We start from the raw sequence: 26,901 nt of genomic DNA, 5'->3' as shown, positions 1-26,901 counted from the left end.
CCCCTCGCCGACCTAACCGTCACCGATCGGGATGATCGGTGAAGGTTAGGTCGAATGGTGACAGAAAAGGGGCGCACGACGCAGTCGTGGGAGGGATAAACGGGAAGCGGCTCGGTCTGTCACGTGAGTGACAGACCGAGCCGCGCCTGTAAGGCTAGTTTCTTACTTCTTCTCTTCTTCGCCTTGGCCGCCGATGACGCCGCCGATGATGCCCGGGAGCACCTCGGAAAGCGAGCCGGTGCTCGAGAGCTGGCCTTCGGCCGAGCCGAGGCCGTTCTTGTCGAGGCTGCCGAGAGCTGCTTCACCAGCGTTAGGAGCGCGGACAGTCGTGCAAACAGCGAGTTCCGGCATGTTGAGGTAGCCCAACGGCGGCTTCGGGGTGGCCTGGAAGGCAGCGCCACCGCTGGTCAGCTTGGCACCAGCCCCGACGCTCTTCGGAAGCGCGTACGTGAACTCAGCGGAGAACGCCTTGCTCGCGAACACTGCCCAACCGGTGTGGCTGATCTTCCAGCGATCGCCGTCCTTCATAACTGCACCCGGAGCGATCTTTTCCTCGTTGATGAGGGGGCCGAAGGCGCCGCCGCCACCAAGGATTCCACCGATCAGGGTGAAGGCCTTGACCTTGACTGTCGGCTTAACGCCCTTGAGCTGCGTGGGAGGAAGGTCCCAGACGTCCTGGACGTACGGATTTCCGGCGCTGTTGGTGCTGAGCGACAGCGAGTAGGTCACCGAGGTGCCCTGGCCGACCGTAACCGGAACGGACTTCTGGAAGGCGTAATCGACCAGAAGCGTCTTCTTGACAGTCGCCTCCTGCTTGCACGGAGCCGCCGCCGAAGCGTTACCAGCCGTAATGCTCGGGACGACGGCGAGTCCGCCGCCGGCGATGGCGGCGGCCGCAGCAATGCTGATGGCGCGGGTCCGCAAGGTGGTCTTGGACATGGGGTAATGCTCCATTCGATCTGTACTGTCTAGTGGCTGCTGCGCCCAGGAGGGAGGTTCCCGGACGCTCGAGTAGCGAACTAGGTGCAGATTGCCGCCCCCGCCGCACTAGCACCCGATTCCATGGACCCAACCATGCAGGGCGTCACCGAGGGATGTCCAACCCCGGAGTGCGACGCAGCGCCGGATTCGACCCAAAGTTGACGCGGGTCACGTGAACGCCCAGCAGGGAGCAGACTTTCCCCAGGTCATTGGCGCAAAAACGTATCACCCAATCGTCCGACAGGACCGCGCAGATTCAGGACGCAATCACGCGTCGAGCAGCGTCGAAACTGGAGTCGGCGTCACCAGGAACTGCCGCGCCTTCATCAGCTTTCCAACTCGGCCAGCCCCAACCACACCGGTCAGCAGACCCTCGCGACTGTAGTACGCGAGAAACTTGCGGCCATCGTCGTCGACGACGTGGACCTCGTCATCTGAGCGCGGCGAACCGAGCATCTGAAACTTGAGCCCGTACTGATCCGACCAGAAGTAGGGCACCGGCTGGTGCGGAATCTCGTGGCCGAGCAGGTGCGCGGCCACCAGCGCAGCGTGATCGACGGTGTGCGTCCAATGCTCGACGCGATGCGGGTGACCGTCCACGTCGCGCCAGTTTGCGCAATCGCCGAGCGCATAAACATCGGGATCGCTAGTGCGACCGACAGCATTGCAGGCGACGCCGCCGCCGTCGGAGCGATCGGCGATCTCAATGCCCGACCCTTGCAGGTAGTCGACGTCGGGGTATCCGCCGATTCCGACCACAATCACGTCGGCATCGACGCGACTGCCGTCCGACAGGGCAACGCCCACGGCACGACCGCCGTCGGTCAGGATCTCGTCGACACCGACATCGACGCGCAGGTCAACACCGGCTTCCTCGTGCAGACGCGTCACCATGGCCCCGATCTCGGCACCGAGCGGCCCGGACAGCGGCGCCGGTGTCGGCTCCACCAGGGTGACGTTAACGCCCAGTTTGTGCAGGCTCGCGGACACCTCGCAGCCGATAAAGCCAGCACCGATCACCACAGCGTTCTTGGCGGCCGCGACGTCAGCGCGCAGGGCGAGGGAGTCCTCGATGGTGCGGATCACGTGGACCCCGGAGACGCCGTCGGTGCCCGGGAATTGACGGGCGACGAGGCCGGTGGCGAGGACCAGGGTCCCGTACTCCAACTTTTCGGTGACACCGTCACGCTCAACGCTGACCACATGTGCGGAGGGGTCGACAGCGACAACGCGCGCCCCCATCTGCAGGTCGATGTCGGCTTCGGTGAAGTAGTCGGCGGGCTTGAGGTCGACGCGTTCGTCGTCGCCGGTGAGAACCGTCTTCGACAGCGGCGGACGGTCGTAGGGCGGATGCTGCTCGGCCCCGAGCAGCATCAGTTCACCCTCGTATCCGCCGTTGCGGAGGTTCTCGGCCAGCCGTATGCCACCGAGACCTGCCCCCACAATCACCATCGGTGATTTCACCACTTGCTTCACATCCCCATCGTCGTTGATCGTGACCGTCTACCTTTGACGGTCACAGAATTATTGCGGCGAAACGTTTTGCAGTCTCGACAGTCGCCAAACGTCGCCGATCTTAGTGACTGTGGCCCACCGGGCAATACCGATGCGAGTCGGATAGTCCTGCGCTTGGCCCACCGTAACTTCCTGCGTGGCAAACACCAGCACCGTCATCAGTTCATCATGTCGAGAACCGGGAGCCGCACTGGACACCGTCGTCTTCATCGAAACCTTGGAAGCGACAGCGTTCGGAAAAACGACGTCGGGGCCGCGAGCAGCGTAATCAGCGGCGAGGATGCCGGTCAGTTGGTTGGCCACGCTCTCTCGTTGCTCGGCAGTTTGATCGGGGCTGAATGTCATGAGGGAGGTGATGGCATCGGCTGCGGCGCGGACGGCCGTTGGATCTTCCGGTGCAGGCTCGGCACGCGATTGCGCTCCGACAGTGAAGGTGAGAGCGGCAATGGCCACTGCGACTAAGGCAATGATGGCCCACAGCATCGTGAATCGACGATCTGCGGCGACTTGGTTGCGCCACCGGTACCCGGGCTTCGCCGGGGGTGTTGGTTGTGGCGGGGTTGGTTCGTGCGGGGTTGGCTCTTGACCGGCTTCCGTTTTTGAATGCGCGCCCATCAGGTCACCGTCCTCGTTTGTTGGACCTTCCATTGATCGCCGTCGCGCACCATCGTGACCGTTAGTCCCACTCGATTGTCATTCCCGGTTCCGCCAACGAGTTCGGGGGTGGTGGTTTGTGCGACCAACAGGATTTCGGTTTTATCGTTGCCTGCCCTGTTGGCTTCAATGCCGGTGACTCCGGATGAAACGATCTGTCCGGTTGTCGGCCCTGCAAGACCTCTCACGAGCGCGGTGAGTTCCTCGCGGGCCCCCTTCACGCGGATCGATTGATCGCCGGTGCTGACAGCAAGCACCCCGTCTATGTAGGAGTTCGCGTGGCTCGGGTCGGCGGTCAGCATGGTGACAATCGCCTGTTCGGCAGCAGCCCGGGCGGCTACCGCATCGGCGGTGACTGCCGCTGAATCGTTGGCGTCACTATGGGCCCACCAGCCCGCCGCCACCAGTCCGATGGCGGCAAGCGCACCGGCGAACGCGGTCAGCCGGGTGAGCAGTCCAGCGCGCCGGGCACGCTGCTCGCGGATCGGTTCGGCTGCTTCACGAGCTCGCTTCTCGGCAAAGAAGGCATCGTCGTACCGTTCGCGGGCGTGCCGCAGGCGTGTGGATTCCTCGGTCATTGGAGTTCCTCCAATCCGCTCAGAAGCCAACGGCCATCGGGTCGCACAAACGAGGCTTGCACCGACTTCATTCGACTTTGAATCTGGCCGCCCCGCTCGGTGACCGTGACTCGGACGACGGCGAGCACTTCGCCCGCGGTGTCGTCGGCCCAGGAGACGGCAACCTGTTCCGGCACCCAATTGACCGATGTCGTCCCGGCCGGGGGTGGCCCGTCGAGCGCTTCACTCGCCGACACCGAAAGCGGCGGCGCAACCAGCGCCTTGGCTGTTCGACGGTCGTTCGACCACGAGCGGGAGTCGACGGAGAAGACGTCAGCGATGATGCCGCCCGCCTCCTTCTGCAGTGTGATGTCGGCACGGAGATCACTGGCTCCGGCTTCTTTGGCACCGAATCCTTGCACGCAGAACGCGATGGCCGCCGCAACGACGACGAGCGTCGCCACCAGCCAGGCCGCGACGACGCGAGGACTCATCGGTTTACGCAAGTACCTCATCACTGTGCTCACGGGACCAACACCAGCCCGGAGATCTTCAGCACGCCGTCTTCGGGAACCATGCTGACCAGCAGGCGCAGGGGCTCAATCGGTGCGGGTGCCGTCGTCGACTCACCCTTGGTGACCTGGACGTTGGCGGCAATCATGATGTCGGCACCCTCGTTGGAGCGATACGAGACGGCCGCCGCATCGACCGTCCCCTTACCGTGCGCGCCCGAACTCTTGACATAGGTCGTGTAGGCGTCGGCCGACTGGGCAAACGAGTCGTGAAACTCACCGGTCGCACCGGTAAGGATGCGGCGAGCCCGGTCGGGGTCGTTGGCATCGACATTGAGGAGTAGGTCGACGCGACTGGTGGCAGCCGCCAGGTAGTCGGCGTCGGAGTACTGCGTGGGCGCCGACGCCCAAAACCAAATGCCGACTACCGCTACCGCTATCAAGGCGGCACCGATCCCGGAGATGATCGCTTTGGTTCGACGCGGCAACGTGGCACGCAGTCCTGCCGACGCCTCTGCCTCTGATAGGTCTTGGCGCGCCCGGCGCACCTGCTTGCGCGAACGACGCCATTGACCCCATAGGTCGTCCGATTCGTTAATCCCCACGCGGCCTAGCGTATCGACTCCTGCCGACACTTTGTCCGATCCGGTTGCTGTACGCCGACCGGGTGTCTGGGTCGGGGTTGAGGAAAATTGCCCCCGACTTATTCGTGATCGAGCGCTTGAGGGCCTGCGGCAAGATCGGGTACACGTTGACCCAACCCATCGAGCGCGGTGCCGCGACCCGGACCCGGACCTTTGCCACCGACGCGAGTACCTGTTGCGCCACCACTTGGGTTTCGACGACGGTCACCATCGAGTTGGTGGTCAGGCCCTCAATCAAGCCGGTGTTGGTGAAGGTCGGCAAGATTGACGACACCCGCACCCCCTGGGCCGACAGTTCCGCGTCGAGCGCCTCGGAGAATTCAATGACCCCGGCCTTCGCCGCGTTGTAGACGGTCAGGCCCGGCGTAGGCAGACGACCGGCAACCGACGCGATATTAATAATCTGGCCGTGCCCGCGGGCCACCATGTGCGACGCCGCGGTCCGACTTCCCAGAATGACGCCGAGCAAATCAATCTCGAGCGTCGAGCGGATCAGCGACTCCTGGTAGTCGAGGAACGGCCCGACCGGCATGATGCCCGCGTTATTGATCAGCACATCGACCGGGCCCACCCGCTCGCTGACCTCGTCAAAGAACTCCTCGAACGATTTGCTGCTCGTGACATCGAGTTCGAGACCCTCGATCCCGAGGTCCGCGGCAGCCTTGGCGACGGCGCTGGCATCAATATCACCGATTGCCACGCGGGCACCGGCGTCGAGCAGTTCGGTAGCGATCTCGAAACCAATACCGCGGGCCCCACCGGTGATGGCAACGACCTTGCCTGCCACGCCGGCGCGGATACGAGCCAAACGTGCGTCAGCACGGTCGGCACGAGAGAAAAATGACATGCACACTCCCAAAGATCGAGGCGAAAAAGGGGTCTAGTAAATCATTGGCGCGAGATGCTTCTCGGCGACTCGTCGCACGTAGCCGGGGTCCCACCGGCCGGGGTCACTGGCGGGCACTTCCAGGTAGGAAATGACCACGCGGACATGAATTTCGACCGCTTCGAGGAGATCGTCGTCGGGCATTTCCGCTCCGCACGCCCGCAGGGTTGCGCCGACGCGGGCTGTCACCATTTCAATAAACAGCGACCCAATGCTGTCGGTAACCTGGCGCACCGAATGGTCCTCGTGAACCATCCGGCGCAGCAGCGGCTGAGTCTCAACCATCTCCGCGCCGAGCGCGAAGATCTCGACGACGGCTTCTTTCGGCGGCAATCCGACGACTGCGTCTTCCAGGGCCGCGACGCCGACTTCGAACGTTTCGACGGCCACCGCCCGAAACAGCGCATCCTTATTCGGGAAGCGTCGATACAGCGTCGACCGACTGACACCGGCGCGCGCAGCGACGTCGTCCATGTTGGCACCGCGATAACCGACGGCCGTGAACTCGGCCGCCGCCGCCGCGAGGATGTCCTGTTCCTGCTGCGGCACCGAAGTCTTGATCCGCGTTTTGCGGGAGGTCGGGCCCACTACAGTCGACGCATCTGTACCGGCAGTTTGTCCTTCGGTACCGGTAGGGCGCTGTAGTCCATCGGCATGGTGTAGCCCTCCGGCACTGACCATTCGTAGTGGCGCAATAGTTGGTGCATCACCGTCTTGATCTGCATCTGCGCAAAGTACAGCCCAATGCACTTGTGCACGCCGCCGCCGAACGGGATCCACGCCATTCGATGCGCTTTGTCCTCCGCGCGATCGGGCGCAAAGCGTTCGGGGTCGAACATGTCGGGGTGCGAATAGATTTCTGCACTCCGGTGATTCGCCAACTGCGGCACCACCACGAAGGTCCCCTCGGGGATGAAGTAGCCGTTGACCTCGGTATCTTTCATGGCCATGCGCGGTTGCGCTGGCACCGGCGGACACAGTCGGAGCGATTCGCGCATGATGAGGTCGATGACGGTGAGGTTCGCCAGATCCGCGTACTCGAGGTTGTCGCCGAACTCGAACGACTGTGCCCGCGCCTTCTCCTGCCATTCGGGATGCTTAGCCATCCAGTACGACATCTGCGTCATGGTGATGGTCGTAGTGTCGTGGGCAGCCATAAGAACGAAGATCATGTGGTTGACGACGTCCTCGTCGGTAAACGACGTCCCGTCTTCACTTTCCGCGTGGCACAACACCGAGAATAGGTCGGGCGTGAGGGTGGCACGCTTCTCGTCAATGTGCGCGTAAAAGAATTCTTCGAGGATCTTGCGCGAACGAATCCCCTTCCACCAGCGTCCGCCGGGGATGGGCTTGCGCACGTAGGCAACGCCGGCGCGAACGGTCTCGATGAACGCTTTGTTGAGGCGATCTGCTTCGTCCTGCGGTAGTTCCAGTCCGAGGAACACCTCCAGCGCAACGTCGAGGGTCAGTTGCTTCAGTTCGGAGAGCATCTTCACCTGCCCGGTCGGGAACCGGGAGATTCGATCAGCGACCATCGGCTGCAATTCGTCCATGTACCCCTTGAGGACCTTCGGCGTGAAGGCCTGTTGCAGGATGTGGCGATGGTCGCGGTGCTCGTCGAAATCTAGGAGCATGATGCCGCGGTTGAAGAACGGGCCGATCAGGTAGGTCCAGGCTGGCCCATTGGCAAATGCGCGGTCTTTGTTCATCAGGATCTGGTTGGCCGCGTCGGGCCCAGAGCAGGTCACGATGGTAATCCCCAGCGCGTTCATCCCGGAAACACGGCCGTATTTGCGCTCACGCTCAGCCGAGAAGGCAAAGGGATCACGCCGCATCCGCATCATTTCCAGAATCCCATTGCGGGTACTGAACGGAACCGCCTTCAGACTGCTTTCCGCGTCTGCCTGAGCGAGCACTGCACCCATCGTTCCTCCTCGGTAGTGGCACATCGGTGTGATGCAGCCCATACCCCTATTGAAACAAAGGCGACGATCTGTGTCTATAGCTCTTGGGACATTTTTTAATTTCGTCGCAATCAGCGGCGAATCAGCAGCTCATGGCAGCGACGGAGGCGGTCGTGCCACCACTGCTCCCGCTCGGCGGAAGCCAACGGCAGATCGAGGCCCGGCTGTATACGACGGCGTTTCATGGCTCCATGGTGAATCCGGAACGACGACGCCACATCCCGACTAAAGAGCTCGCCGGTACCCAATCCACAGGCGCGATGCAGACCAGGCAGGGCCGTTGCGGCGTCGACACCGGCGGCAATACCGATAGCGGTGTCGAGCGCGCTTGAGACAACAACGTCCATCGGCAACTTGCCAGCGAGCGCGATCAACGACCGCATACCGCCCAGCGGCGCCACCTTCAATACTGCGATATCGGCTGCCTTCAATGTCGCGACGCGCAGCGGATCGCCGGAGCGGCGAATCGACTCGTCAGCTGCAATCAGCGCCTTCACCGAACCGCGAACCTCAGCCAATTCCTCGACCGTGCGGCAGGGCTGCTCCACGTACTCGACATCACCAATGGCCTTGATGGCTTCAATAGCCTCGGCGACACCCCACCCGCCGTTAGCGTCGATCCGCACAGTGCCAACCAGTTCACGTGCGGCCTCGACGCGAGCGACGTCGTCGGCGAGACTCTGGCCGGGCTCGGCGACCTTGACCTTAACCGTGTCGACGCCCGGATAGCGGGCGATCAGAGCGGCGACATCCTCGGCCGGGACGGCGGGAACGGTCGCATTGATTCGAACTTCCTCGCGGATTGGTTCGGGCGGACCGAGAAACGCCGCCTCAATCCCGGCCGCAAGCCAGGTCTTAGCTTCGGCGTCGTCATATTCGGGAAAGGGTGCGAACTCGCCCCACCCGGCGGGCCCCTGGAAAACGAGCGCCTCCCGGACGCGCGTGCCACGGAACCGCGTGTGCATCGGCAGCGAGACCACCTTGGCCGTATCGAGGAGGTCGTCGGCGGTCGGCATTCCCGGCGGCGGTGGATTCTTTGGCGTCAAACGAAAGGTCGGGACACCCTTTTTCCGATCGTCGGTCGCGCCAACATTTGATTCCTTGTTCCGTCCAACCGGCGAAGAGAAGACCATATCGTCAGGGTAGGCCAGCCCAGCGACAATTCCCTCGACACCCCAGCCTGGACACAATGACACAGTTCTTTACATCTGTGTCATCAAGGAAGTACAGTCGCCTCATGACAACCCTCGACGAATTCGAGACCGGCATCCGCGAAGCCGAACCGGCCTGCATTGAGTTGACCGAAGTCGATATCGATTCCATCGACCTCCGACTCGGCGCCGACTCCCTCGTCTGGAAGTTTTACGGCGATATCCGCGGCCTCTTCGGATTCCAGCGGCTAGCGGGCACCGAGAACTGCATCGAGCAACTCGCCCAGGGCGTTGAAGACCACTCGGTGATCTTCAACGACTTTATTGGCCGAGCCAGGCGCTCCGGACCGCCAATCATGCGAACCGTCTACTCGGATGAACCCCATCAGTGGGGACGCCGCGTTCGTGACTTCCACCGCGACATCAAAGGCACCATCAACGACGGTTCGCGCTATCACGCCCTCAACCCGGAACTCTTCTACTGGGCGCACGCCACCTTCGTCGACCAAGTTCTCTACATCACCGACACGTTTATCCGACGACTGTCGTACGAGGAGAAAGTCCAGATCTTCGAGGAGAGCAAAACCTGGTACGACCTCTACGGCGTCTCTTCGCGCAGCCAGCCGCAAACCTACGAGGAGTTCCGCGCGTACTGGGAAACCATGTGCGACAAATTCGTCCCCACCCGGACCATCATGTATGCGACCGGCTACCTCCGGCAGGGCATTCCCGGCCCCAAATGGATGCCTAAACCCGTCTGGCGGGTACTCGGCGCACCGCTCAACGGTGCCGTGCAGACCATCCTGATCGGCACGCTGCCACCCCAGATGCGCGCGGTATGCGAGCTCGAATGGAACGTCAAGCGCCAACGCCGCTTCGATCGGTTCGCCGCCTTCATGCGCGCCGCAAACCCGGTGTTCAATCGGCTTCCCATCAAGATCCTGTACATCGAATGGGCGGCCGAGGGATGGGCGCGTACCGGCGTCGATCCTCGCAAGCTGCACAACTGACCTGCGCATTAAGGAGATCCCCATGAGCACACCCACCGTCGACGAGCTAAGCACCGGCCTGGCCCGAGCCGACGCCGAAGCCCTGTTCGATTCCCTACCCGCCGTCACCGTCGCTGAAATGTCGGGACGCTGGCACGGCACCGAAGTTCCCACCGGCCACCCGATGGACGGCCTCCTCGCGATTTCCGGCTGGTACGGCAAGCAGTTCGACGATGCCGACCACGTGCACCCACTGCTCTTCGGCGAACCCGGCGACCTGTATCCGGTGAACCCGAAGCTGATCCCGCTGTCGACGCTCAATCACGTCGGGCCCAAAGTGCCGAAACGCTCGATTCCCGGCAGCGATGTCGCCTTCCGCGCGCTATCTACCCGCAAACATCGGGCGAGAACTCGGGCCGTCGAATACCGCGGGATGGTCAGCGCCGCGATGGTTTACGACGATCTCCCCATCATCGACCACTTCCGCAAACTCAGCGAGGACGCGGTCCTGGGTGCGATGGACCTGCGAAACTCGCCAGCCCCCTACTTCTTCCTACTCGAACGGGACTGATCAACCGTTGACGGCCCGTCAGCCGCTAGCTGACGTCGAGATGTTCTAACAGGGCCGAAAGGAACTCGGCTCGACGGTCGCGGTGCACACTGTGCCCGGCGGGGATGGTCGTAAAACGACCATCGGGCAGCGCCTGCGCCACGTCTTGCAAATGTGTCGGCGGCAGGAAGCTGCGGTCGCCACCCGACACCACCAGCGTCCGGGCCGTCACCGCCTGCAGCCTGTCCCACCATGCCGGGTCGGAAACGTTGAATTGTTCGGTGACCAGGTTGGGCACCGCGCGGTCGAAGCGCAGATATGGGGCCGGGTTAGCGATGAGCGCACCAAGCCCGCGGACCCGCTCCCCCAACGTCGCGGTGGGTGCGATGTGCTCGGCAAGGTCGGCTTCGTCGCGCGGCATCGGTGGCACTTCCTCAAGGACGAGCCGACGTACCCGCTCCGGATTTCCCATCGCGTAGCGCAGTCCTGCGTGCGCGCCGAGCGAATGTCCGACGAGGTCGATTTCCTCCAGCCCCAGGTCATCAACAACGCGGGAGATGTCGGCGGCGAAATCGTCGAGCAAGTAGCTGTCGGCGCGGGAACTGCGGCCATGCCCGCGCAGGTCGATGGCGACCGTCGAACGACGGCTTGCCCGTAACTGCCGGACTGCGGCATCCCAGGTGGTGTGGTCACTGCCCATTCCGTGCACCAACACCACCGGCGGGGCACCGGTGAGGCCACCGGAGATGCCAACGGCCAGATCGGGCAGGTGGGGCTCTGCACTGACAATCATGCGCATCAAACCAGGTTAGAACTTTCGCGTTCTGCGCCTTTGGTCGGTACCGGCACCTACCCGTCGTCGGCGAGGTGGGGATAGCCTGGCAGCATGTCCGATTCTTCGCACGATGTCTTGGGTCCACTCGCGGCTTTCGCTGGCAATTGGCGCGGTTCCGGTGCTGGCCACTACGCCACCATCGACAGCTTCGTCTACGACGAGGAGATCGAACTGTCCCCGAGCGGCAAGCCATTCTTGTTTTATCGGCAGAAGACCTTCGCCCCGAACGGTGGTCGTCCGATGCATACCGAGACCGGCTATTTGCGGCTGGCCGGGTCTAACCACATTGAATTGGTGATCGCCCAGCCCACCGGCTTCGCCGAACTTCAGCGAGCACCTGCACACCCGACAATTCTGGAATTTGTGCAGCACACGCTCGGCGTCTCCCCCGACGCCAAGCAGGTCCTGTCGGTCCGTCGCCGCTTTGAACTGACGTCCCCGGACACCCTCGTCTACGACCTGTGGATGGCCTACGCCGACGTCCCCATCAGCCACCACCTCCGAGCCGAACTCACCCGCGCGGACTAAGCGCGTCGCTCCGCTCCCCTGAGTTCTCGCATGATGCGTCGATTCCCGCACTATGTCTGACATAGTGCGGGAATCGACGCATCATGCGGGAACGGGCAAATGTCAGGCCTGTGGATAACGTAGGAGACAGCGGCCCGCAGTGCCGCTTCAATTGGTCTATGTGGCCATCGGATAGCAACGGCATCATCCGCCGATCAACGGCACTCAACGTAGGTATCAGTGATCTCGAAATCAAGCGGGCTTTACGCCGGCGTGAGATCACGATTCTCGATCGCGGTCGATACGTCCAGACTCAACAATTGCCAGCACCCGACGAACTGGGTCCGGACCAATTCGAAGCGGAGCGTTATCGACTGAAGGTCCTCGCGGCGGCAGACGACGGCGTCGACGAACTCATTGTCAGCCACGAGTCGGCGGCCGCCGTCCACGGGATGCCGACGCTCAACACCGACCATCGTTTCGTCCATTTCGCGACGTCGAGGGCCGCCAGCGGTCGCAAGCTCCGCTCCCGACATGTCCATCCGGGGCTCCCGCCCAATTCGACGACGCTGGTCGGCTCGGTCTTGGTGACGACGCTCGCGCGAACCGCTGTCGATATCGCCGCGTGCAGCGATTTTCCTCGCGGACTCGCCGCCTGTGATTCGGCATTGCGAATGGGTGTCGCCGTCGAAGAGTTGGAGGCCGAGGCCGGAAAACGCCGAATGCGCGGAGCGGCCAATGTTCGAGCCGCGATCAGGTACGCCGATGGACGCGCCGCAAACCCGGGCGAATCGTGGAGTCGTGCCTTGATGATCCAGGCAGGATTCCCAATTCCGGACCTGCAAACTCACTTTCGGCTGCTCAACGGCAACGATGCCTTCGCTGACTTTTCGTGGAACCGCAAACTCGCTGGCGAGTACGACGGCAAGCGAAAGTACATTCGCGATTTGCTGCCGGGAGAGGACGCGGGAAGCGCCGTCTATCGCGAGAAGCAACGCGAAATTGAACTCCGCCGGGTCAACGTGGGCGTCGTCAGATGGATAACGCAGGATCTCCGCGATGGCTCGATGCTCGTCCGCGTCGGCGAAGCACTCAAGGACGAGCGCCTCCTCTGACTCGTTCTCGCATGATGCGTCGATTCCCGCACTACGTCTGACGTAGTGTGGGAATCGACGCATCATGCGAGAACGGGAGGAGGAACGACGACCGGGGGAAAGCAGAACGCCCGCCCCGCGGAAGCGGGGCGGGCGTTCTAGAAAAGCCGTCAGGCTAGATCATCAGGCGATGATCTTGGTGACGCGGCCGGCACCGACGGTGCGGCCACCCTCGCGGATAGCGAAGCGCAGGCCTTCGTCCATAGCGACGGGCTGGATGAGCTTGACGGTCATCTCAGTGTTGTCGCCGGGCATGACCATCTCGGTGCCCTCAGGGAGGGTAACGACGCCGGTCACGTCCGTGGTACGGAAGTAGAACTGCGGGCGGTAGTTGTTGAAGAACGGGGTGTGACGGCCACCCTCATCCTTCGACAGGATGTATGCCTGGCCCTCGAAATCGGTGTGCGGGGTGGTGGTACCCGGCTTGACGATAACCTGGCCACGCTCCACGTCCTCACGCTTGAGGCCGCGCAGCAGCAGACCGGCGTTGTCGCCAGCCTGAGCCGAGTCGAGGAGCTTGTGGAACATCTCGATACCGGTGACGGTGGTCTTGGTGCTCTTCTCGCGGATGCCGACGATCTCGACTTCCTCGTTCACGTTGACCTCGCCACGCTCCACGCGACCGGTGACGACGGTGCCACGACCGGTGATCGTGAAAACGTCCTCAACAGGCATGAGGAAGGGCTTGTCGGTCTCGCGGACCGGGTCCGGGATCGAATCGTCCACAGCCTGCATGAGCTTCTGGACCGACTCAACCCACTTGGGGTCACCCTCGAGTGCCTTGAGCGCCGAGATCGGAACGACGGGGGCATCCTCGTCGAATTCCTGAGCGGCCAGCAGTTCGCGGACCTCCATCTCGACGAGCTCCATGATTTCCTCATCATCAACCATGTCGGCCTTGTTCAGGGCGACGAGGATGTAAGGAACGCCAACCTGGCGAGCCAGGAGGACGTGCTCACGGGTCTGCGGCATCGGGCCGTCAGTAGCAGCCACGACCAGGATTGCGCCGTCCATCTGGGCAGCACCGGTGATCATGTTCTTGATGTAGTCGGCGTGACCCGGAGCATCGACGTGAGCGTAGTGACGCTTCTCCGTCTGGTACTCAACGTGGGAGATGTTGATCGTGATACCACGAGCCTTCTCCTCAGGTGCCTTATCGATCTGATCGAAAGCGAAGCTCTCGTTCAGGTCGGGGTACTGGTCGGCCAGAACCTTGGTGATGGCAGCCGTCGTCGTGGTCTTGCCGTGGTCGACGTGACCGATGGTGCCGATGTTCACGTGCGGCTTGGTCCGCTCGAACTTCGCCTTCGCCACTTGATGTCCTCCTGGACTGTCAATTCTGTCGGGAGTTTCCCGACAGTTGGTATGGGTTCTCCGCAATATGCGGAGAGGCTGGTGGAAATGGTCCCCGAACGGCGGCGGAAGCCGCCGACCGGGGTATTCGTTTGTTCACGCCGAGGCGTGGGTTCCGCCAAGGTGGCAGACGATTTTACTCGCCCGTCGCCTTCGCGATGATCTCCTTCGACACGTTCGCCGGAACTTCAGCGTACGAGTCGAACACCATGGAGTAGTTCGCTCGGCCCTGAGTCTTCGACCGAAGGTCTCCGATGTAGCCGAACATCTCCGACAGCGGCACCTGAGCCTTGACGACTCGAGCACCACTGCGCTCCTCCATGGCCTGGATCTGACCACGGCGGGAGTTCAGGTCGCCAATGACATCGCCCATGTAGTCTTCCGGAGTCGTGACCTCAACGGCCATGATCGGTTCCAGAATGACGGGCTTTGCCAACCTCGCGGCCTCCTTGAGGGCCTGCGAGCCAGCGATCTTGAAGGCCATTTCTGACGAGTCGACGTCATGGTACTGACCGTCGAGCAGAGTGACCTTCAGGTTAACCAGCGGGTAGCCGGCCAGGACGCCGTACTGCATCGCATCCTGCGCGCCGTGATCCACCGAGGGGATGTATTCACGCGGGACACGACCACCGGTAACGGCGTTCTTGAACTCGTAGGTGGCGCCGTCTTCGGCGTCGACCAACGGTTCGAGCTTAATAATGACCTTCGCGAACTGGCCCGAGCCACCCGTCTGCTTCTTGTGGGTGAACTCGTGCTTTTCGACCGTGTTGCGAATGGTCTCACGGTACGCAACCTGCGGCTTGCCAACGTTGGCCTCAACCTTGAACTCGCGACGCATACGGTCGACGAGGATGTCGAGGTGGAGTTCGCCCATGCCGCCGATGACGGTCTGGCCGGTCTCCTCGTCGAGCTGAACTGAGAACGTCGGATCCTCTTCGGCGAGCTTCTGGATAGCCGTTCCCAGCTTCTCCTGGTCCGACTTGGTCTTCGGCTCAATCGAGACGTTGATGACCGGTGCCGGGAAGCTCATCGATTCGAGAACGATGGGGGCCTGCGGATCGCAAAGGGTGTCACCGGTGGTGGTGTCCTTCAGTCCGATCATGGCGTAGATGTGGCCGGCCACCGCGTCGTCGACGGGGTTTTCCTTGTTGGCGTGCATCTGGAAGAGCTTGCCGATGCGCTCCTTCTTACCCTTGGTCGCATTGAGGACCTGGGTGCCCGGATCAACCTTGCCCGAGTAAACGCGGACGAAGGTCAGCTTGCCGAAGAAGGGGTGAGCGGCGATCTTGAACGCCAGAGCCGAGAACGGCTCATCCTTGCTCGGGTGGCGCGTGATGATCTCTTCTTCGTTACCGACAACGTGGCCCTCGATCTCGCCAATGTCGAGCGGGTTCGGAAGGTAGTCAACGACAGCGTCGAGAACCGGCTGGATGCCCTTGTTCTTGAATGCGGTACCGCACAGGATCGGGTAGATCTCGGAGTTGATCGTGAGCTTGCGGATCGCGCCCTTGATCTCCTCGATGGTGAGTTCTTCGCCACCGAAGTACTTCTCCATGAGCGCCTCGTCCGACTCTGCGACGGTTTCGAGAAGCTTTTCGCGGTACTCGGCAGCCTTCTCGACGAGGTCCGCAGGGATCTCTTCGATGGTGGCCTCGGTGCCGATTTCAGTGGTTCCACGCCAGGTCAGCGCACGCATCTCGATGAGGTCGACGACGCCGTCGAAGGCATCCTCGGAACCGATCGGAAGCTGCATGACGAGCGGCTTTGCACCAAGACGATCGATGATCGTCTGCACGGTGTAGTAGAAGTCCGCGCCCATCTTGTCCATCTTGTTGACGAAGCAGATGCGGGGGACGTCGTACTTGGTGGCCTGACGCCAAACCTGCTCCGACTGCGGCTCGACACCTTCCTTGCCGTCGAAGACTGCAACGGCGCCGTCGAGCACGCGAAGGGCGCGCTCAACCTCGACGGTGAAGTCGACGTGGCCGGGCGTATCGATGACGTTGATCTGGTTGTCGTGCCAGAAGCAAGTGACGGCGGCCGAGGTAATGGTGATACCTCGCTCCTTCTCCTGCTCCATCCAGTCGGTGGTCGAGGCACCGTCGTGCGTTTCACCGATCTTGTAGTTCACACCGGTGTAGTAAAGGATGCGCTCGGTGGTGGTGGTCTTACCCGCATCGATGTGAGCCATGATGCCGATGTTGCGGACCTTGGTGAGGTCGTTGAGCACTTCCTGTGCCATCTAATCCCTCCGGGATTCGTGTAGTTCGAAAGACTGTGTGGGGGGCGGTGCGCCGAACCGCGAAAAATTCCCGGCCCGGCACGTACCGTCTGGCGCTAAGCCACCCCCTGCGGAAGCAGCCTTGCGCGGCACTCTTACCAGCGGTAGTGAGCGAATGCGCGGTTGGCTTCGGCCATCTTGTGAGTGTCTTCGCGACGCTTCACCGATGCTCCGAGACCGTTCGACGCGTCGAGCAGCTCGTTGGCGAGACGCTCAACCATGGTCTTCTCACGACGCTGACGACTGAAGGTAACCAACCAACGCAGGGCGAGGGTGTTCGCACGACCGGGCTTGACCTCGATCGGCACCTGGTAGGTGGCACCGCCGACGCGGCGGCTCTTGACCTCGAGGGTGGGCTTGACGTTGTCAAGTGCACGCTTGAGGGTGACGACCGGGTCGGTGCCGGTCTTCTCGCGTGCCTGCTCGAGGGCTTCGTACACGATGCGCTCGGCGGTCGACTTCTTGCCGTCAAGGAGAATCTTGTTGACGAGCTGGGTGACCAGCGGCGAACCGTAAACGGGGTCGCTGATCAGCGGGCGCTTGGGAGCGGGTCCTTTACGTGGCATGACTAGCTTCCCTTCTTTGCGCCGTAACGGCTGCGAGCCTGCTTGCGGTCCTTGACACCCTGGGTGTCGAGCGAGCCGCGGATGATGCGGTAGCGAACACCCGGAAGGTCCTTCACACGACCGCCACGGACGAGCACCATCGAGTGCTCCTGAAGGTTGTGACCTTCACCGGGGATGTATGCGGTGACCTCGACGCCACTGGTGAGGCGCACACGGGCGACCTTACGAAGTGCGGAGTTCGGCTTCTTCGGGGTGGTGGTGTACACGCGGGTGCACACGCCACGACGCTGGGGGCTGCCCTTCAGGGCGGCCGTCTTCTTGGCGGACGTCTTGTCCTTGCGGCCCTTGCGGACCAGCTGGTTAATCGTTGGCACTGAGTTCTTTTCTCTTTGAGGACCGGCTCCCGCCGGGCCTTTCATTTTCGGTGTTGCAGTTGGTGCTCCGGGCAAGTCATCACGCCGCACTCTCGTGCGATATGGCAACCTCCGCAACTCGCCCCACCCGCACTAACGTGCAGGTCAGGTTTGAATCGTGCACCCGGCGTCGGGCGTGTCGCACGCCTTCACCTTGATCACGACCCTCCGCCCATCAGAACCGCTAGGGGAACCGGTAGGTGAGCAGCGCCAAGCATGGCAAGGCGCCGACGGAATACTTTACCGCCCAGATTTCCCACGGTCAAAATCTTTGCTATGTGGTGACCAACACCTACGAAACACTCAACTACCGGCGCCGATGCTCACGATTGTCCGACTTGAACAAGTAGGGCCCTGGCCGCTGCACGTGCGGCAGCTTCGTCCCCTTCGATGACGGCCTCCACCAGTCCAGTGTGCAGGTCATCGTACGAGTCCGCCACTCGGTCTTGATGGTCGGCAATCGCTTCACGCAGCGATGGCAGGAGGATGTCGTAAAACTCTAGATAGATGGCGTTGTGACTGGCCGCCACTATCGCCCGATGCAGTTCGGCATCACTGTCCACGGCAGCGGCACTGGTTGCCCCCGCTTCGCGCTGGACCACCCACAGCCGCTTTGTCTCGGCCAGCAACGCACGCAATCGGGCGATGTCGTCGTCGGTGCGTCTGCGTGCGGCCAAACCCGCCGCGGTCACCTCGAGGCCTTCGCGCAACTCGAGCAGGTCTTGGCGACGTGCCGCAGCAAAGAAGTCACCGATTGCGACAGCGGTCTCATCGGTCGCGATCACATAGGTACCCGACCCTTGGCGTCGTTCCAGGAGGCCGGCGTGCACGAGTGATTGAACCGCTTCGCGGACCGTATTGCGCGAAGTCCCGGTGAGTTCCTGGAGTTCCGGCTCAGTGGGTACACGCTCGCCAACCGCCCAACGTCCTGCGGAAATTTCGGCGCGCAATTGGGCTGTCACCTGCGCGATGAGGCTCTCCCGCTTTACCGTTTGCACCCACTCAGGATAAATCACATTGCCTCGATACAACCATTCATCCTACGATTTGCGAATGACAACGACGCCCGGGACCAGCGCATTTACCCGCCTGACAGCAACGGGACGCTGGCGCGGCCGGGCGATCGTTTTGCTGGCCATCGTCCTGTTCTCACTCAGCCTGCGCACGGCCGTCACCTCAATTACGCCGCTGCTCGCTCGGATCTCCGACGACATCGGCTTCGGCAACACGACCAGCGGCATCATCGGCATGCTGCCCACCCTGATGTTTGGCCTCGCCGGCATTAGCGCTCCCGCCCTCGGTCGCCGATTCGGCATCGAGCAAGTCACTCTCGCGGCCGTCGTGCTGACAGGCATCGGCATCGCCAGTCGGTCCCTGGCGAACGACGTCCCCACCCTGCTGATCTTGTCTTGTGCCGCCCTGTTCGGCATGGGCGTCGGCAATATCTTGATCCCGCCACTGGTGAAGCGCTACTTCAGCGACCGCATCGCACTCATCAGCACGGTTTACATCACGTTTGTCCAACTGGGCACGGCCATTCCGGCAGCACTCGCGATTCCCCTCGCGGACGCTGGCGGTTGGCGGTTGTCTCTTGGCGTGTGGGCCCTGGTGCCGCTGGCGGCCCTCCTCCCCTGGGTGTGGGTGGTGCGCGAACGTCGCGCCACGGTCCGCGCCGAGCGTGACCTACCCGCAGAAGCCCGACCGAGATCTGACGATTCAGCCAGCCTGTCCGATTCCGCCCGAACGTCGCTATGGGGGTCGACGATGGCGTGGGGCCTGACGTTGATGTTCGGGATGACGTCGCTGATGACCTATTCGCTGTTCACGTGGCTGCCGTCCATCTACCGCGACGCTGGCGGCAGCGAAGCCCTCGGCGGCGGCATGGTCGCAGTGTTTTCCGGCGTCGGTTTCGCTGGCACTCTCGTTGCACCGGTCCTGTGCGCCAGGTTCGCCAACCCTTTCCCCTTTGCACTGGCCTTCGCAGCCTGCTGGCTCGTTGGCTTCGGCGGACTCCTGTGGGCACCACTGACCGTGCCATGGCTGTGGGCCATCATGCTTGGCATCGGTCCCACTACGTTCCCGATGGCCCTCACCCTGATCAACCTGCGCACCCGGACAAGTGCGGCGTCGGCGTCGCTTTCTGGCTTCAGTCAGGGCGTTGGCTATCTGTTGGCGTGCGCCGGGCCAATTCTGTTCGGAGTCCTGCACGACGCGACCGGTTCGTGGGCCGCGCCGTTCGGCTTCCTCATCGCGGTGGTCGTGGTGATGCTTTCCGGTGCCTGGGTGATCTGCAAGCCGCGCTACCTTGAGGATCAATTAGCTTGACCTCTCGAGCGGTCACCCCAGGCGCAGTTCGGCGACAGGTGGGGCGATCATCTTTTCCGGAGTCGCCGCATCGCCGACGGTGAAGGCGACCGCCGTCGCACCCGTCATATCGGTGATGACCGCGGTGGTCGACGGCGCAACGTCGGCCGGCGACATGGTCCCGGCGAGCCTGGCACCGTCCGGACCCACCAGCCACATCTGGTAGATCGTGCCCGGGGACGGGCTCGGCACATCGTTCATCACCAGAATTCCTTCGCCTTTCGTCGGCGAATACGTGACGGACGCTTTGCCCCCGGCGACGGTTCCGGTGGTGGTTCGCACGTCGGATGCGGCGAAGATCTGTTCGGCCTGCGAGGGCTGCTGAGGTTCGGAACGATTCGCGACCGTGTACCCGATCACGCCGCCGCCAATACCCAGCACCACTGCTGCCGCTGCAGCGACCGCAGCAAAGCGCGCCCAGCGGGGCTTGCCATCGATCTGTGCGGTCGGCTCATCGACCGTCCGCTCAACGGGCTTTGCTGGCTCACTTCGCCCGACCTCGTCGAGGATTCGGCCACGCAGTTCCTCGGCTGGGGCGACCGCGGTCGCTTCGCTGATGGAAGCGAGGGTGGCACGGACGGCTTTGAGTTCGGCGTTAAAGACGCTGCGTTCAGCCTCGTCCGCACTCTCCACAACCCGCATGATCCGCGCGCGTTCCAGGTCATCGACGGCATCGAGGGCCACGACCGTCGCCAGTTCACGAAGTTCGTCGTCGTTGTAGTTGTATTCAGCCATCGCCCAAACACCCCCGCAGCCGCTTGAGGCCATCTCGTATGCGGCTCTTCACCGTTGGCAAAGCCACGGCGAGGCGGTCGGCGACCTCGCGGTAGGTGAACCCTTCGTAGTACGCCAGGCTCACTGCCTGCGCTTGGAGCGCGGTCAGCGTGGCGAGGCATTCCCTGGCTCGCCGGCCTGCATCACGGGTGAGTGCTTCTTCCTCGACCCCCGCGGTGATCTCGACGAGTTCGCGCATACCGTAGCGGGATTCCCGGTCGGATGCCGACGACTCCGACCGCACGCGGTCAACGGCCCGCCGATGGGCGATCGTCAGCACCCACGACAGCGGGCTACCCTGGTCGGCCCGAAAGCGGTCGGCGTCTCGCCACACCTGCAGGTAGACCTCTTGGGTCACTTCTTCGCTGTACCCGCGATCCTGGAGTACGCGCAGCACCATTCCGTACACGCGGTGGCTGGTCTGGTCGTAGAACTCGCCAAAGGCCGTCCGGTCTCCCTCTGCGACGAGGTCGAGGAGATCAGCCAACGGTTGCGTGCCCGCCGTCATCGACAACTCGGCTGCGGATATGAATTCGTCATCGCCCGCAAGCCTAGTCGGAGCTGGTGCAGTGTTCATGAGATCACCCGTGACTAATGCGGCTTGTCGTACCGAAGCTGGAACACGTCGAGGTAACGCGCGCGGAATCCAGCTTCGGAGTAGGCGAGGTAGAAGGTCCACATCCGCTGGAAGACCTCGTCGAAACCGAGACCGCGGACCGCCTCCGAGTTGGCAACAAACCGTTCCCGCCACAGTTGCAAGGTCTGGGCATAGTGCGCACCGAGCGGGAGCTCGTCGACGAGCCGGAGCCGACTGTGCTCGGCGGGAACCTCACGTAAGGCCTGCAACGACGGAAGTTGACCGCCCGGGAAAATGTATTTGTGCACCCAGGTGTACGTGCCTTCCGACGCCACCATGCGAGGGTGCGGCATCGTGATGACTTGCAGGGCCGCACGACCGCCGGGCACCAGGACGCGGTCGAGGGTCGCGAAGTACTCGGGCCAATACTCGCGGCCCACCGCCTCCAACATTTCGACCGAGACCACTGCGTCGTACTCCCCGTCGACCAGTCGGTAGTCGAGGAGATCCACGCTCGCCCGATCCGACAGTCCCGCCTCGGCGATCCGTTGCAACGCCAGTTCGCGTTGCTCGGTCGATAGCGTGACCGACCGCACCACCGCACCCCGTTCCGCGGCGCGCAAGCACAACTCACCCCAGCCTGTTCCGATCTCCAGAAGTCGCGTACCTTCGCGCACGCCCGCTGCGTCGAGCAGCCGATCAATCTTGGCCTTCTGCGCTGCCTCCAGGTCGGACCACGTGGCGCGAGACGCGGCCTCGTCGGACCCAAAATCGGCGCTTGAGTAACTAAGTGTCGGGTCGAGAAAAGCCGCAAATAGCTGATTCGAAAGGTCGTAGTGTCGCGAAATGTTCGACTGCGTATTGGCTACGGTGTTGGCTTCGTCGACCGGATGACGCGGCAGCACCAGCGATCGCAGTCGCTGAAGTGGCGCAGGCACCAGATCGGCGATGCGTTCGGCAAACGGGGTGAGGACGCCAACGAGGTCGTCGGCGGTCCACTCCCCGGCCATGTACGCCTCGCCGAAGCCGATGAGACCGGAAGATCCGATACGCCGAAAGAACGCTTCGGGATGGGTGATCTGCATGTGCGGCACCCCGTTCCCGGCTGGCGCACCAAGGCGACGACCATCCGGGAACTCAACGCTCACGGGCAGTCTCCGTACCGCATGTACAAAGATCCGTTCGGCGGCAAACGCCCGCACCGGTGACGAAGGAGGTTGCGCAAGGTCCGGCCAACCGTCGAAGGTGTTCGGCGCCTGGGTGACGGGGCGCGGTTGGATGCGCAGCCCGCGCGCCCACAGCCAAACACCGTGGATGCGGATACGCGACGCCACAAGCCACGGGGCCATTGGCGTGCGCAGTTGTGCGCGTACCAGGGCGGAGGTGCTTGCCGGCTGGGCCCGCCCGCTCAGGGTTGCGGTGAATGGTGCCTGACCGGGCCTTTCCAGCACCACCGCCAGGCGGACCCGGCCATCTCCGGTGGGTTCGGGCAACACGAGCCGATATTCGCCGCTGACATCGTTGAACGGTGAAACGTAGAACTCCTTGTCGACCTTGGCGCGGCCATCGGCATCAGTGTGCACCAGATAGCAGTGCCGCTGCCCGTAGGTGTTGTGGACTTCAGCAATGACGTATTGGAGTGCTCCGGTCCGGTCATGGCACCAGAACACGCTCAGCGGATTGAAAACGTATCCCGCCACCCGCGGGGACAGTAGCGCCGTGACGGTCCCGGTTGGTGCCTCCACGCCGGCCGCTGCGGCGAAGGCTTCGATCCGTTCGCGCAGCGTCCGTGCGGGCAGGTCGGTTTCAGCGAAGTGGTCGTCGGCGCGGAATCGTGCCGCCCACCGCAAGCCGCGCGGCAGGCGCGGTAGATGGTCGATGTCAATCAGCCAACTGAGGCTGCGATGGGTAAACGCATGATTGACCGGTTCCCGTCGCGTGTGGGCGATTCGGGTGTGGACGATTGCTGGTGTCGAAATCATTTGCGCACCCGCCTGTCGCTGCCAACGGGAAGCCCCGAAGTGAAGGGAACAACATCGTCGTCATCGACGACTACTGCTTCGGGCCAGGTGGATCCGAAGTGCGCCGCAGCCCTGGCACCCGACGCGGCACCATCTTCGTGGAATCCCCAGCCGTGGTAGGCCCCGGCGAAAGCAATTGCACGCGAATTGAGTTCGGGTAGCCGCTGTTGTGCCGCCACCGACGCGGTGTGGTAGATCGGATGTTCGTAGGTCATCGTCGCCAGGATGCTCGACGGTTCGACGAGGTCCGTTCGGCCCATCGTGACCAGGTAGCGCGGCTGCCCCGCGGCGCGCGGTAAGCGCATCAGCCGGGTGAGGTCGTACGTGACCGCGATATCGGAGTTGTCCGCGCTGATCTGGTAATTCCAGGCGGCACGCGCACGCGGCGCAGTCGGCAACAGTTGCTGGTCGGTGTGCAAGACTGCCGGTTTGCTCGCGTAGCCGATGGCACCGAGGACCTCTCGCTGCAGTGCGGTCCCCTCGCCGAGCATCTGTAGCGCTTGGTGAGGGTGCGTCGCAATCACCACTCCGTCGAACTGCTCCTGGAAGCCTGCCGATTCGACGACCGCGCCGTCGCCGTTCTCCACAATCGAGGTAACCGGGGTGTTGCACCTCACGACGCCGCCTCGTGCGGTCACGGCGTCGGCAACGGCCTGTACGTAGGTTGCCGAGCCACCGGTCACGGTGCGCCAGGTCGGTGACCCGAACACCGACAGCATCCCGTGGTGGTCGAGGAAGGTGAAAAGGTAGCGCGCCGGGTAGGCCGCCGCCTGCGTCGCATCACACGACCACACCGCGGCAACCAACGGCAGCAGAAAATTGTCGCGGAAATACTGCGACAGCCCTGACCGGTCAATAAAAGCGTCGAGGGTCTCGTCGTCGCTCGGGTCGTCGAGGACCCGGCGCGCAAGACGATGAAATCGGGTGATCTCGCCGAGCATCACCAGGTAGCGGCCTCGCAACACCGTGCGCCAGGTGGGGAATAGTCCGGAGAAGCCGCGTGCGCCCGCGTACTCCAGGCCGCTGAGTTCTGACCGCACCGACATTGACATTTCGGTGGGCTGGGTTGCGATGCCGAGTTCGTCGAACAGCCTCAACAGTGTCGGATAGGTGCGGTCGTTATGGACAATAAACCCGGAATCGACGGCAACTTCGGTTCCGTCTGGTGCCCGGAGATGGTGCGTGTGCGCGTGGCCACCGAGACGGTTGTCCGCTTCCAGAAGAGTCACCGTGTGCCGGGTAGAAAGTGCGTACGCGGCGGTGAGCCCGGCGACGCCGCTGCCGATCACGGCAATGCGGGCGGGCTGCGCGAGAGAATCAAAATCAGTCACACCGGTTATTCGGCACCGCTCCGCGATTGGATGGGTCGGTCACGCACACTGGAGAGATGTCTGCTCCCGCGATCCTCTGGTTCCGTCGAGACTTACGATTGGCAGATTTGCCTGCCCTGCTTACGGCCGCCGACAGCGCTAAGTCCGCGCTCGCGGTCTTCGTTCTCGACGACGCGCTGATAAGGCCTGCCGGTGCACCGCGGCTGGCATTTCTTGCGGGCTGTTTGCGTGCGCTCAACGACAGCCTCGACGGACGACTGATGGTGACCCGCGGCGATCCAGTCGAGGTAATCAGACGACTGGCAGTGGACATCGGTGCGCAGTCGGTGCACGTCACTGCGGACTTCGGTCCGTATGGGTCGGCGCGCGACGACGCCGTCGACGCCGCCCTCGGATCGGTACCTCTGGTGCGGAGCGGGTCGCCGTATGCCGTCTCACCCGGTCAGATCCACACGAAGAGCGGTGGTTCGTACCAGGTTTTTACCCCGTTCAAGCGCGCCTGGCTCGACCGCGGTTGGCATACCCCGGCCGCAACGAATGCGGACACTATCGACTGGCTCGACCCCGAAGGACTGTCCGGTCGAGTGCAGCTTGAGGCGCTTTTCCCCGACACCTTTTCGCTCGCCGGGCCCGTCGAGTTGCCGGCCGCGGGTGAGGCTGCTGCCCTGCGCCGTTGGGCTGCCTTCCGCGACGGTCCGGTCAGCGAACTGGACCGCTACGCCGATGATCGCGACCGCCCCGACCTTGACGCGACATCCCGGCTGTCGCCGTACCTCAAGTTCGGCTGCGTGCATCCGCGGACCCTCCTGCACGACCTCCGCGGTCGCAGCGACCCCGGAGCCATGGTTCTGCGCAGTGAGCTGGCCTGGCGCGACTTTTACGCTGACGTGCTGTACCGGCGTCCCGACACCGCTCGCGGCAACTACAACCCGACCTTCGATGGAATGGAATACGACGTTGGCCCGGACGCCGATGCAGCGTTCGAGGCCTGGTGCGCCGGCCGTACCGGCTTTCCGATCGTCGACGCGGGGATGAGGCAGCTCCGGGCCGAGGGCTGGATGCACAATCGGGTTCGGATGATCGTCGCCTCGTTTCTGACCAAAGATCTCCATCTACCGTGGTGGCGTGGAGCGCGTCATTTCATGACGCACTTGATCGACGGCGATCTCGCCTCCAACCAGCACGGCTGGCAATGGACGGCGGGCTGCGGCACCGATGCCGCACCGTACTTCCGGGTGTTCAATCCAATCACTCAAGGCCAGAAGTTCGACCCGACCGGAGATTACGTACGTCGATGGGTGCCCGAACTTGCTGGCATCGCAGGCAAGGCGGTACACCACCCGTGGCTACTCGATCCGGAATTGTTCGGCGACATCGGCCCCGACGTCCCGATGTATCCCGATCCGATCGTCGATCACGCTGCCGAGCGAGAAGTCGCCCTGCATCGATATCGACAGTTGTAACCCGCGGTGTACCGCCTTGCGCGGCGACTGTTAGGGCTTGGCCGGAGGCATCAGCACCTGGTCGATCAGGTACACGGTCGCGTTGGCCGTGTGGACGCCGCCGCAGATCACGCTGGCCCCGTTGACCTTCAGGTCGTCGCCGCTGCCGGTTACCTCAACGGTCTGACCTTCGACGGTGGTGTGCTTTCCCGCCACCTGGTCGGGACTCAACTGGCCGGGTACCACGTGGTAGGTCAGCAGCGAAGTCAACGCGGGCGCATCGGTCTTCAACGAGTCGATGGTGGTAGCTGGAACCTTTGCGAATGCGTCATCGACCGGGGCGAACACGGTGAACTGGCCACCGTTGAGGGTGTCGACGAGGTTGACCTGCGGATTGAGCTTGCCCGAAAGCGCTGCGGTGAGCGTGGTGAGCAACGGGTTGTTGGCCGCAGCGACGGCGACCGGTTCGGTGGACATGCCAGTCACCGAACCAGGGCCGGTCGGGACTTTCTCCGCGTAGGCCTTGCATCCGGATCCAACCAGATCCGCTGCCGGGTCCGCCGTCATGGCCGGTGAACTCATCATGGTTGTGGGTACGGCTTCGCTGGATGCCGTGGTGGTCGAGTTGTCGCTTGAGCACGCGGTCATCGTTGCGGCGATAGCGACCGCGAATCCCATCGCGACTACCTTGGCACCCATCGTTTTGCTCGTTCTCATCAGGCTGCTCTCCCTTGTCGTGGACTTCCGGCGGTCGCCGGAGGTCGTCAGCAGTGACATAGGTCATTCGGAATGCTCGCGGCTCCGGATGGGTTCGCTTGCGAGGAAAGTTTCGAGGGCGGCGCGCGCAGAGTCACGCCGACACCCATCCTGGGTTGGCCCG

At 63.0% G+C, this 26,901-nt stretch carries 27 protein-coding genes and 1 pseudogene; 6 read left to right on the top strand and 22 right to left on the bottom strand.

The window, feature by feature from the left end; genetic code table 11:
- Positions 1-162: 162 nt before the first annotated feature.
- The 10 genes from AC1L34_RS17720 to AC1L34_RS17675 form a co-directional block, all read right to left on the bottom strand.
- Positions 163-939 carry a hypothetical protein gene (locus tag AC1L34_RS17720; RefSeq protein WP_480034972.1) on the bottom strand — a complete coding sequence of 259 codons (777 nt, stop codon included), beginning with the start codon at positions 937-939 and terminating at the stop codon, positions 163-165.
- A 309-nt stretch (positions 940-1,248) separates the two neighbouring features.
- Positions 1,249-2,448: an NAD(P)/FAD-dependent oxidoreductase gene (locus AC1L34_RS17715; protein ID WP_424294159.1), complete on the bottom strand. Its 1,200-nt coding sequence runs from the start codon at positions 2,446-2,448 to the stop codon at positions 1,249-1,251.
- A 57-nt stretch (positions 2,449-2,505) separates the two neighbouring features.
- Positions 2,506-3,111 (bottom strand): hypothetical protein, encoded by a 606-nt coding sequence (locus tag AC1L34_RS17710; RefSeq protein ID WP_424322767.1) that lies wholly within the window; start codon positions 3,109-3,111, stop codon positions 2,506-2,508.
- Positions 3,111-3,728, bottom strand: coding sequence for a hypothetical protein (locus tag AC1L34_RS17705; RefSeq protein ID WP_480034971.1), 618 nt, complete (start codon positions 3,726-3,728; stop codon positions 3,111-3,113). Before AC1L34_RS17705 ends, AC1L34_RS17710 begins: the two co-directional genes overlap by 1 nt.
- Positions 3,725-4,201, bottom strand: coding sequence for a hypothetical protein (locus AC1L34_RS17700; protein WP_424294154.1), 477 nt, complete (start codon positions 4,199-4,201; stop codon positions 3,725-3,727). Before AC1L34_RS17700 ends, AC1L34_RS17705 begins: the two co-directional genes overlap by 4 nt.
- Before the next feature lie 29 nt (positions 4,202-4,230).
- Positions 4,231-4,824: a hypothetical protein gene (locus AC1L34_RS17695; protein WP_424294153.1), complete on the bottom strand. Its 594-nt coding sequence runs from the start codon at positions 4,822-4,824 to the stop codon at positions 4,231-4,233.
- A complete protein-coding gene (locus AC1L34_RS17690; RefSeq protein ID WP_424294152.1) occupies positions 4,814-5,710 on the bottom strand; it encodes an SDR family NAD(P)-dependent oxidoreductase in 897 nt (298 codons plus the stop codon). Before AC1L34_RS17690 ends, AC1L34_RS17695 begins: the two co-directional genes overlap by 11 nt.
- Before the next feature lie 33 nt (positions 5,711-5,743).
- A complete protein-coding gene (locus AC1L34_RS17685; protein ID WP_424294151.1) occupies positions 5,744-6,337 on the bottom strand; it encodes a TetR/AcrR family transcriptional regulator in 594 nt (197 codons plus the stop codon).
- Positions 6,337-7,674: a cytochrome P450 gene (locus AC1L34_RS17680; protein WP_424294150.1), complete on the bottom strand. Its 1,338-nt coding sequence runs from the start codon at positions 7,672-7,674 to the stop codon at positions 6,337-6,339. The genes AC1L34_RS17685 and AC1L34_RS17680 overlap by 1 nt, the downstream gene beginning before the upstream one ends.
- 110 nt (positions 7,675-7,784) lie before the next feature.
- A complete protein-coding gene (locus AC1L34_RS17675; RefSeq protein WP_424325261.1) occupies positions 7,785-8,846 on the bottom strand; it encodes an o-succinylbenzoate synthase in 1,062 nt (353 codons plus the stop codon).
- A gap of 104 nt (positions 8,847-8,950) precedes the next feature.
- On the opposite strand from AC1L34_RS17675, the gene AC1L34_RS17670 reads away from it, so the two are divergent.
- Together AC1L34_RS17670 and AC1L34_RS17665 are read left to right on the top strand one after the other, a co-directional pair.
- Entirely contained in the window at positions 8,951-9,874 is a 924-nt protein-coding gene (locus AC1L34_RS17670) for an oxygenase MpaB family protein (RefSeq protein ID WP_424296420.1), read from the top strand.
- A 22-nt stretch (positions 9,875-9,896) separates the two neighbouring features.
- Positions 9,897-10,424: a DUF4334 domain-containing protein gene (locus tag AC1L34_RS17665; RefSeq protein WP_424296422.1), complete on the top strand. Its 528-nt coding sequence runs from the start codon at positions 9,897-9,899 to the stop codon at positions 10,422-10,424.
- 25 nt (positions 10,425-10,449) lie between these two features.
- On the opposite strand, the gene AC1L34_RS17660 is transcribed toward AC1L34_RS17665, so the two are convergent.
- Positions 10,450-11,202: an alpha/beta fold hydrolase gene (locus AC1L34_RS17660; protein ID WP_424296423.1), complete on the bottom strand. Its 753-nt coding sequence runs from the start codon at positions 11,200-11,202 to the stop codon at positions 10,450-10,452.
- 87 nt (positions 11,203-11,289) lie between these two features.
- Between AC1L34_RS17660 and AC1L34_RS17655 the strand changes: the two genes are divergently transcribed.
- Both AC1L34_RS17655 and AC1L34_RS17650 read left to right on the top strand, forming a co-directional pair.
- On the top strand, positions 11,290-11,766 hold the full coding sequence (locus AC1L34_RS17655) for a heme-binding beta-barrel domain-containing protein (protein ID WP_424322774.1): 477 nt from the start codon (positions 11,290-11,292) through the stop codon (positions 11,764-11,766).
- 158 nt (positions 11,767-11,924) lie between these two features.
- Positions 11,925-12,860, top strand: a complete 936-nt coding sequence (locus AC1L34_RS17650; RefSeq protein ID WP_424325263.1) for a hypothetical protein — start codon at positions 11,925-11,927, stop codon at positions 12,858-12,860.
- Positions 12,861-13,022: 162 nt separating this feature from the next.
- Here AC1L34_RS17650 and tuf read toward each other — a convergent pair whose 3' ends face one another.
- The 5 genes from tuf to AC1L34_RS17625 form a co-directional block, all read right to left on the bottom strand.
- Complete coding sequence (gene tuf, locus AC1L34_RS17645; protein ID WP_424321779.1) at positions 13,023-14,213, bottom strand: elongation factor Tu; 1,191 nt, start codon at positions 14,211-14,213, stop codon at positions 13,023-13,025.
- 175 nt (positions 14,214-14,388) lie between these two features.
- Positions 14,389-16,494: an elongation factor G gene (gene fusA / locus AC1L34_RS17640; RefSeq protein WP_424295096.1), complete on the bottom strand. Its 2,106-nt coding sequence runs from the start codon at positions 16,492-16,494 to the stop codon at positions 14,389-14,391.
- A 134-nt stretch (positions 16,495-16,628) separates the two neighbouring features.
- Positions 16,629-17,099, bottom strand: a complete 471-nt coding sequence (gene rpsG, locus AC1L34_RS17635) for a 30S ribosomal protein S7 (protein WP_062393823.1) — start codon at positions 17,097-17,099, stop codon at positions 16,629-16,631.
- Positions 17,100-17,101: 2 nt separating this feature from the next.
- The gene (rpsL, locus tag AC1L34_RS17630) at positions 17,102-17,473 is read right to left on the bottom strand and encodes a 30S ribosomal protein S12 (RefSeq protein WP_424295094.1); all 372 of its coding nucleotides are present in this window, start codon (positions 17,471-17,473) and stop codon (positions 17,102-17,104) included.
- 362 nt (positions 17,474-17,835) lie between these two features.
- Entirely contained in the window at positions 17,836-18,510 is a 675-nt protein-coding gene (locus AC1L34_RS17625; RefSeq protein ID WP_424321778.1) for a FadR/GntR family transcriptional regulator, read from the bottom strand.
- Between the two features lie 55 nt (positions 18,511-18,565).
- Here AC1L34_RS17625 and AC1L34_RS17620 point away from each other — a divergent pair, with 55 nt between their 5' ends.
- Positions 18,566-19,837, top strand: a complete 1,272-nt coding sequence (locus tag AC1L34_RS17620) for a CynX/NimT family MFS transporter (protein WP_424295090.1) — start codon at positions 18,566-18,568, stop codon at positions 19,835-19,837.
- A 12-nt stretch (positions 19,838-19,849) separates the two neighbouring features.
- On the opposite strand, the gene AC1L34_RS17615 is transcribed toward AC1L34_RS17620, so the two are convergent.
- From AC1L34_RS17615 to AC1L34_RS17595, 5 genes and pseudogenes are all read right to left on the bottom strand, one after another.
- A complete protein-coding gene (locus tag AC1L34_RS17615) occupies positions 19,850-20,611 on the bottom strand; it encodes an anti-sigma factor (protein WP_424321777.1) in 762 nt (253 codons plus the stop codon).
- Positions 20,604-21,227, bottom strand: a complete 624-nt coding sequence (gene sigK / locus AC1L34_RS17610) for an ECF RNA polymerase sigma factor SigK (protein WP_424295086.1) — start codon at positions 21,225-21,227, stop codon at positions 20,604-20,606. Before sigK ends, AC1L34_RS17615 begins: the two co-directional genes overlap by 8 nt.
- A gap of 14 nt (positions 21,228-21,241) precedes the next feature.
- Entirely contained in the window at positions 21,242-22,513 is a 1,272-nt protein-coding gene (locus AC1L34_RS17605; protein WP_424321780.1) for a class I SAM-dependent methyltransferase, read from the bottom strand.
- Between the two features lie 39 nt (positions 22,514-22,552).
- Positions 22,553-23,209, bottom strand: a pseudogene (locus AC1L34_RS17600) (DUF1365 domain-containing protein); the annotation flags it as partial.
- A complete protein-coding gene (locus tag AC1L34_RS17595) occupies positions 23,206-24,579 on the bottom strand; it encodes an NAD(P)/FAD-dependent oxidoreductase (RefSeq protein ID WP_424295084.1) in 1,374 nt (457 codons plus the stop codon). The pseudogene AC1L34_RS17600 and the gene AC1L34_RS17595, both read right to left, overlap by 4 nt.
- A gap of 56 nt (positions 24,580-24,635) precedes the next feature.
- On the opposite strand from AC1L34_RS17595, the gene AC1L34_RS17590 reads away from it, so the two are divergent.
- Complete coding sequence (locus tag AC1L34_RS17590) at positions 24,636-26,042, top strand: cryptochrome/photolyase family protein (RefSeq protein ID WP_424321776.1); 1,407 nt, start codon at positions 24,636-24,638, stop codon at positions 26,040-26,042.
- A gap of 30 nt (positions 26,043-26,072) precedes the next feature.
- Here AC1L34_RS17590 and AC1L34_RS17585 read toward each other — a convergent pair whose 3' ends face one another.
- Complete coding sequence (locus tag AC1L34_RS17585; protein WP_424321775.1) at positions 26,073-26,738, bottom strand: fasciclin domain-containing protein; 666 nt, start codon at positions 26,736-26,738, stop codon at positions 26,073-26,075.
- Between the last annotated feature and the right edge of the window lie 163 nt (positions 26,739-26,901).

Source organism: Gordonia sp. 34D (assembly GCF_056682775.1).
This window is presented reverse-complemented; position numbering and strand designations above follow the sequence as displayed.

Excerpts from the sequence above, each read along its gene's own strand:
- AC1L34_RS17680 (WP_424294150.1), bottom strand. The coding sequence starts at position 7,674 with ATGGGTGCAGTGCTCGCTCAGGCAGACGCGGAAAGCAGTCTGAAGGCG.
- sigK (WP_424295086.1), bottom strand. The coding sequence starts at position 21,227 with ATGAACACTGCACCAGCTCCGACTAGGCTTGCGGGCGATGACGAATTC.
- AC1L34_RS17655 (WP_424322774.1), top strand. The coding sequence starts at position 11,290 with ATGTCCGATTCTTCGCACGATGTCTTGGGTCCACTCGCGGCTTTCGCT.
- AC1L34_RS17690 (WP_424294152.1), bottom strand. The coding sequence starts at position 5,710 with ATGTCATTTTTCTCTCGTGCCGACCGTGCTGACGCACGTTTGGCTCGT.
- AC1L34_RS17615 (WP_424321777.1), bottom strand. The coding sequence starts at position 20,611 with ATGGCTGAATACAACTACAACGACGACGAACTTCGTGAACTGGCGACG.
- fusA (WP_424295096.1), bottom strand. The coding sequence starts at position 16,494 with ATGGCACAGGAAGTGCTCAACGACCTCACCAAGGTCCGCAACATCGGC.
- AC1L34_RS17720 (WP_480034972.1), bottom strand. The coding sequence starts at position 939 with ATGTCCAAGACCACCTTGCGGACCCGCGCCATCAGCATTGCTGCGGCC.
- AC1L34_RS17650 (WP_424325263.1), top strand. The coding sequence starts at position 11,925 with ATGTGGCCATCGGATAGCAACGGCATCATCCGCCGATCAACGGCACTC.
- AC1L34_RS17665 (WP_424296422.1), top strand. The coding sequence starts at position 9,897 with ATGAGCACACCCACCGTCGACGAGCTAAGCACCGGCCTGGCCCGAGCC.
- AC1L34_RS17670 (WP_424296420.1), top strand. The coding sequence starts at position 8,951 with ATGACAACCCTCGACGAATTCGAGACCGGCATCCGCGAAGCCGAACCG.
- AC1L34_RS17585 (WP_424321775.1), bottom strand. The coding sequence starts at position 26,738 with ATGAGAACGAGCAAAACGATGGGTGCCAAGGTAGTCGCGATGGGATTC.
- rpsG (WP_062393823.1), bottom strand. The coding sequence starts at position 17,099 with ATGCCACGTAAAGGACCCGCTCCCAAGCGCCCGCTGATCAGCGACCCC.
- AC1L34_RS17700 (WP_424294154.1), bottom strand. The coding sequence starts at position 4,201 with ATGAGTCCTCGCGTCGTCGCGGCCTGGCTGGTGGCGACGCTCGTCGTC.
- AC1L34_RS17620 (WP_424295090.1), top strand. The coding sequence starts at position 18,566 with ATGACAACGACGCCCGGGACCAGCGCATTTACCCGCCTGACAGCAACG.
- AC1L34_RS17590 (WP_424321776.1), top strand. The coding sequence starts at position 24,636 with ATGTCTGCTCCCGCGATCCTCTGGTTCCGTCGAGACTTACGATTGGCA.
- AC1L34_RS17660 (WP_424296423.1), bottom strand. The coding sequence starts at position 11,202 with ATGCGCATGATTGTCAGTGCAGAGCCCCACCTGCCCGATCTGGCCGTT.
- AC1L34_RS17705 (WP_480034971.1), bottom strand. The coding sequence starts at position 3,728 with ATGACCGAGGAATCCACACGCCTGCGGCACGCCCGCGAACGGTACGAC.
- AC1L34_RS17710 (WP_424322767.1), bottom strand. The coding sequence starts at position 3,111 with ATGGGCGCGCATTCAAAAACGGAAGCCGGTCAAGAGCCAACCCCGCAC.
- AC1L34_RS17675 (WP_424325261.1), bottom strand. The coding sequence starts at position 8,846 with ATGGTCTTCTCTTCGCCGGTTGGACGGAACAAGGAATCAAATGTTGGC.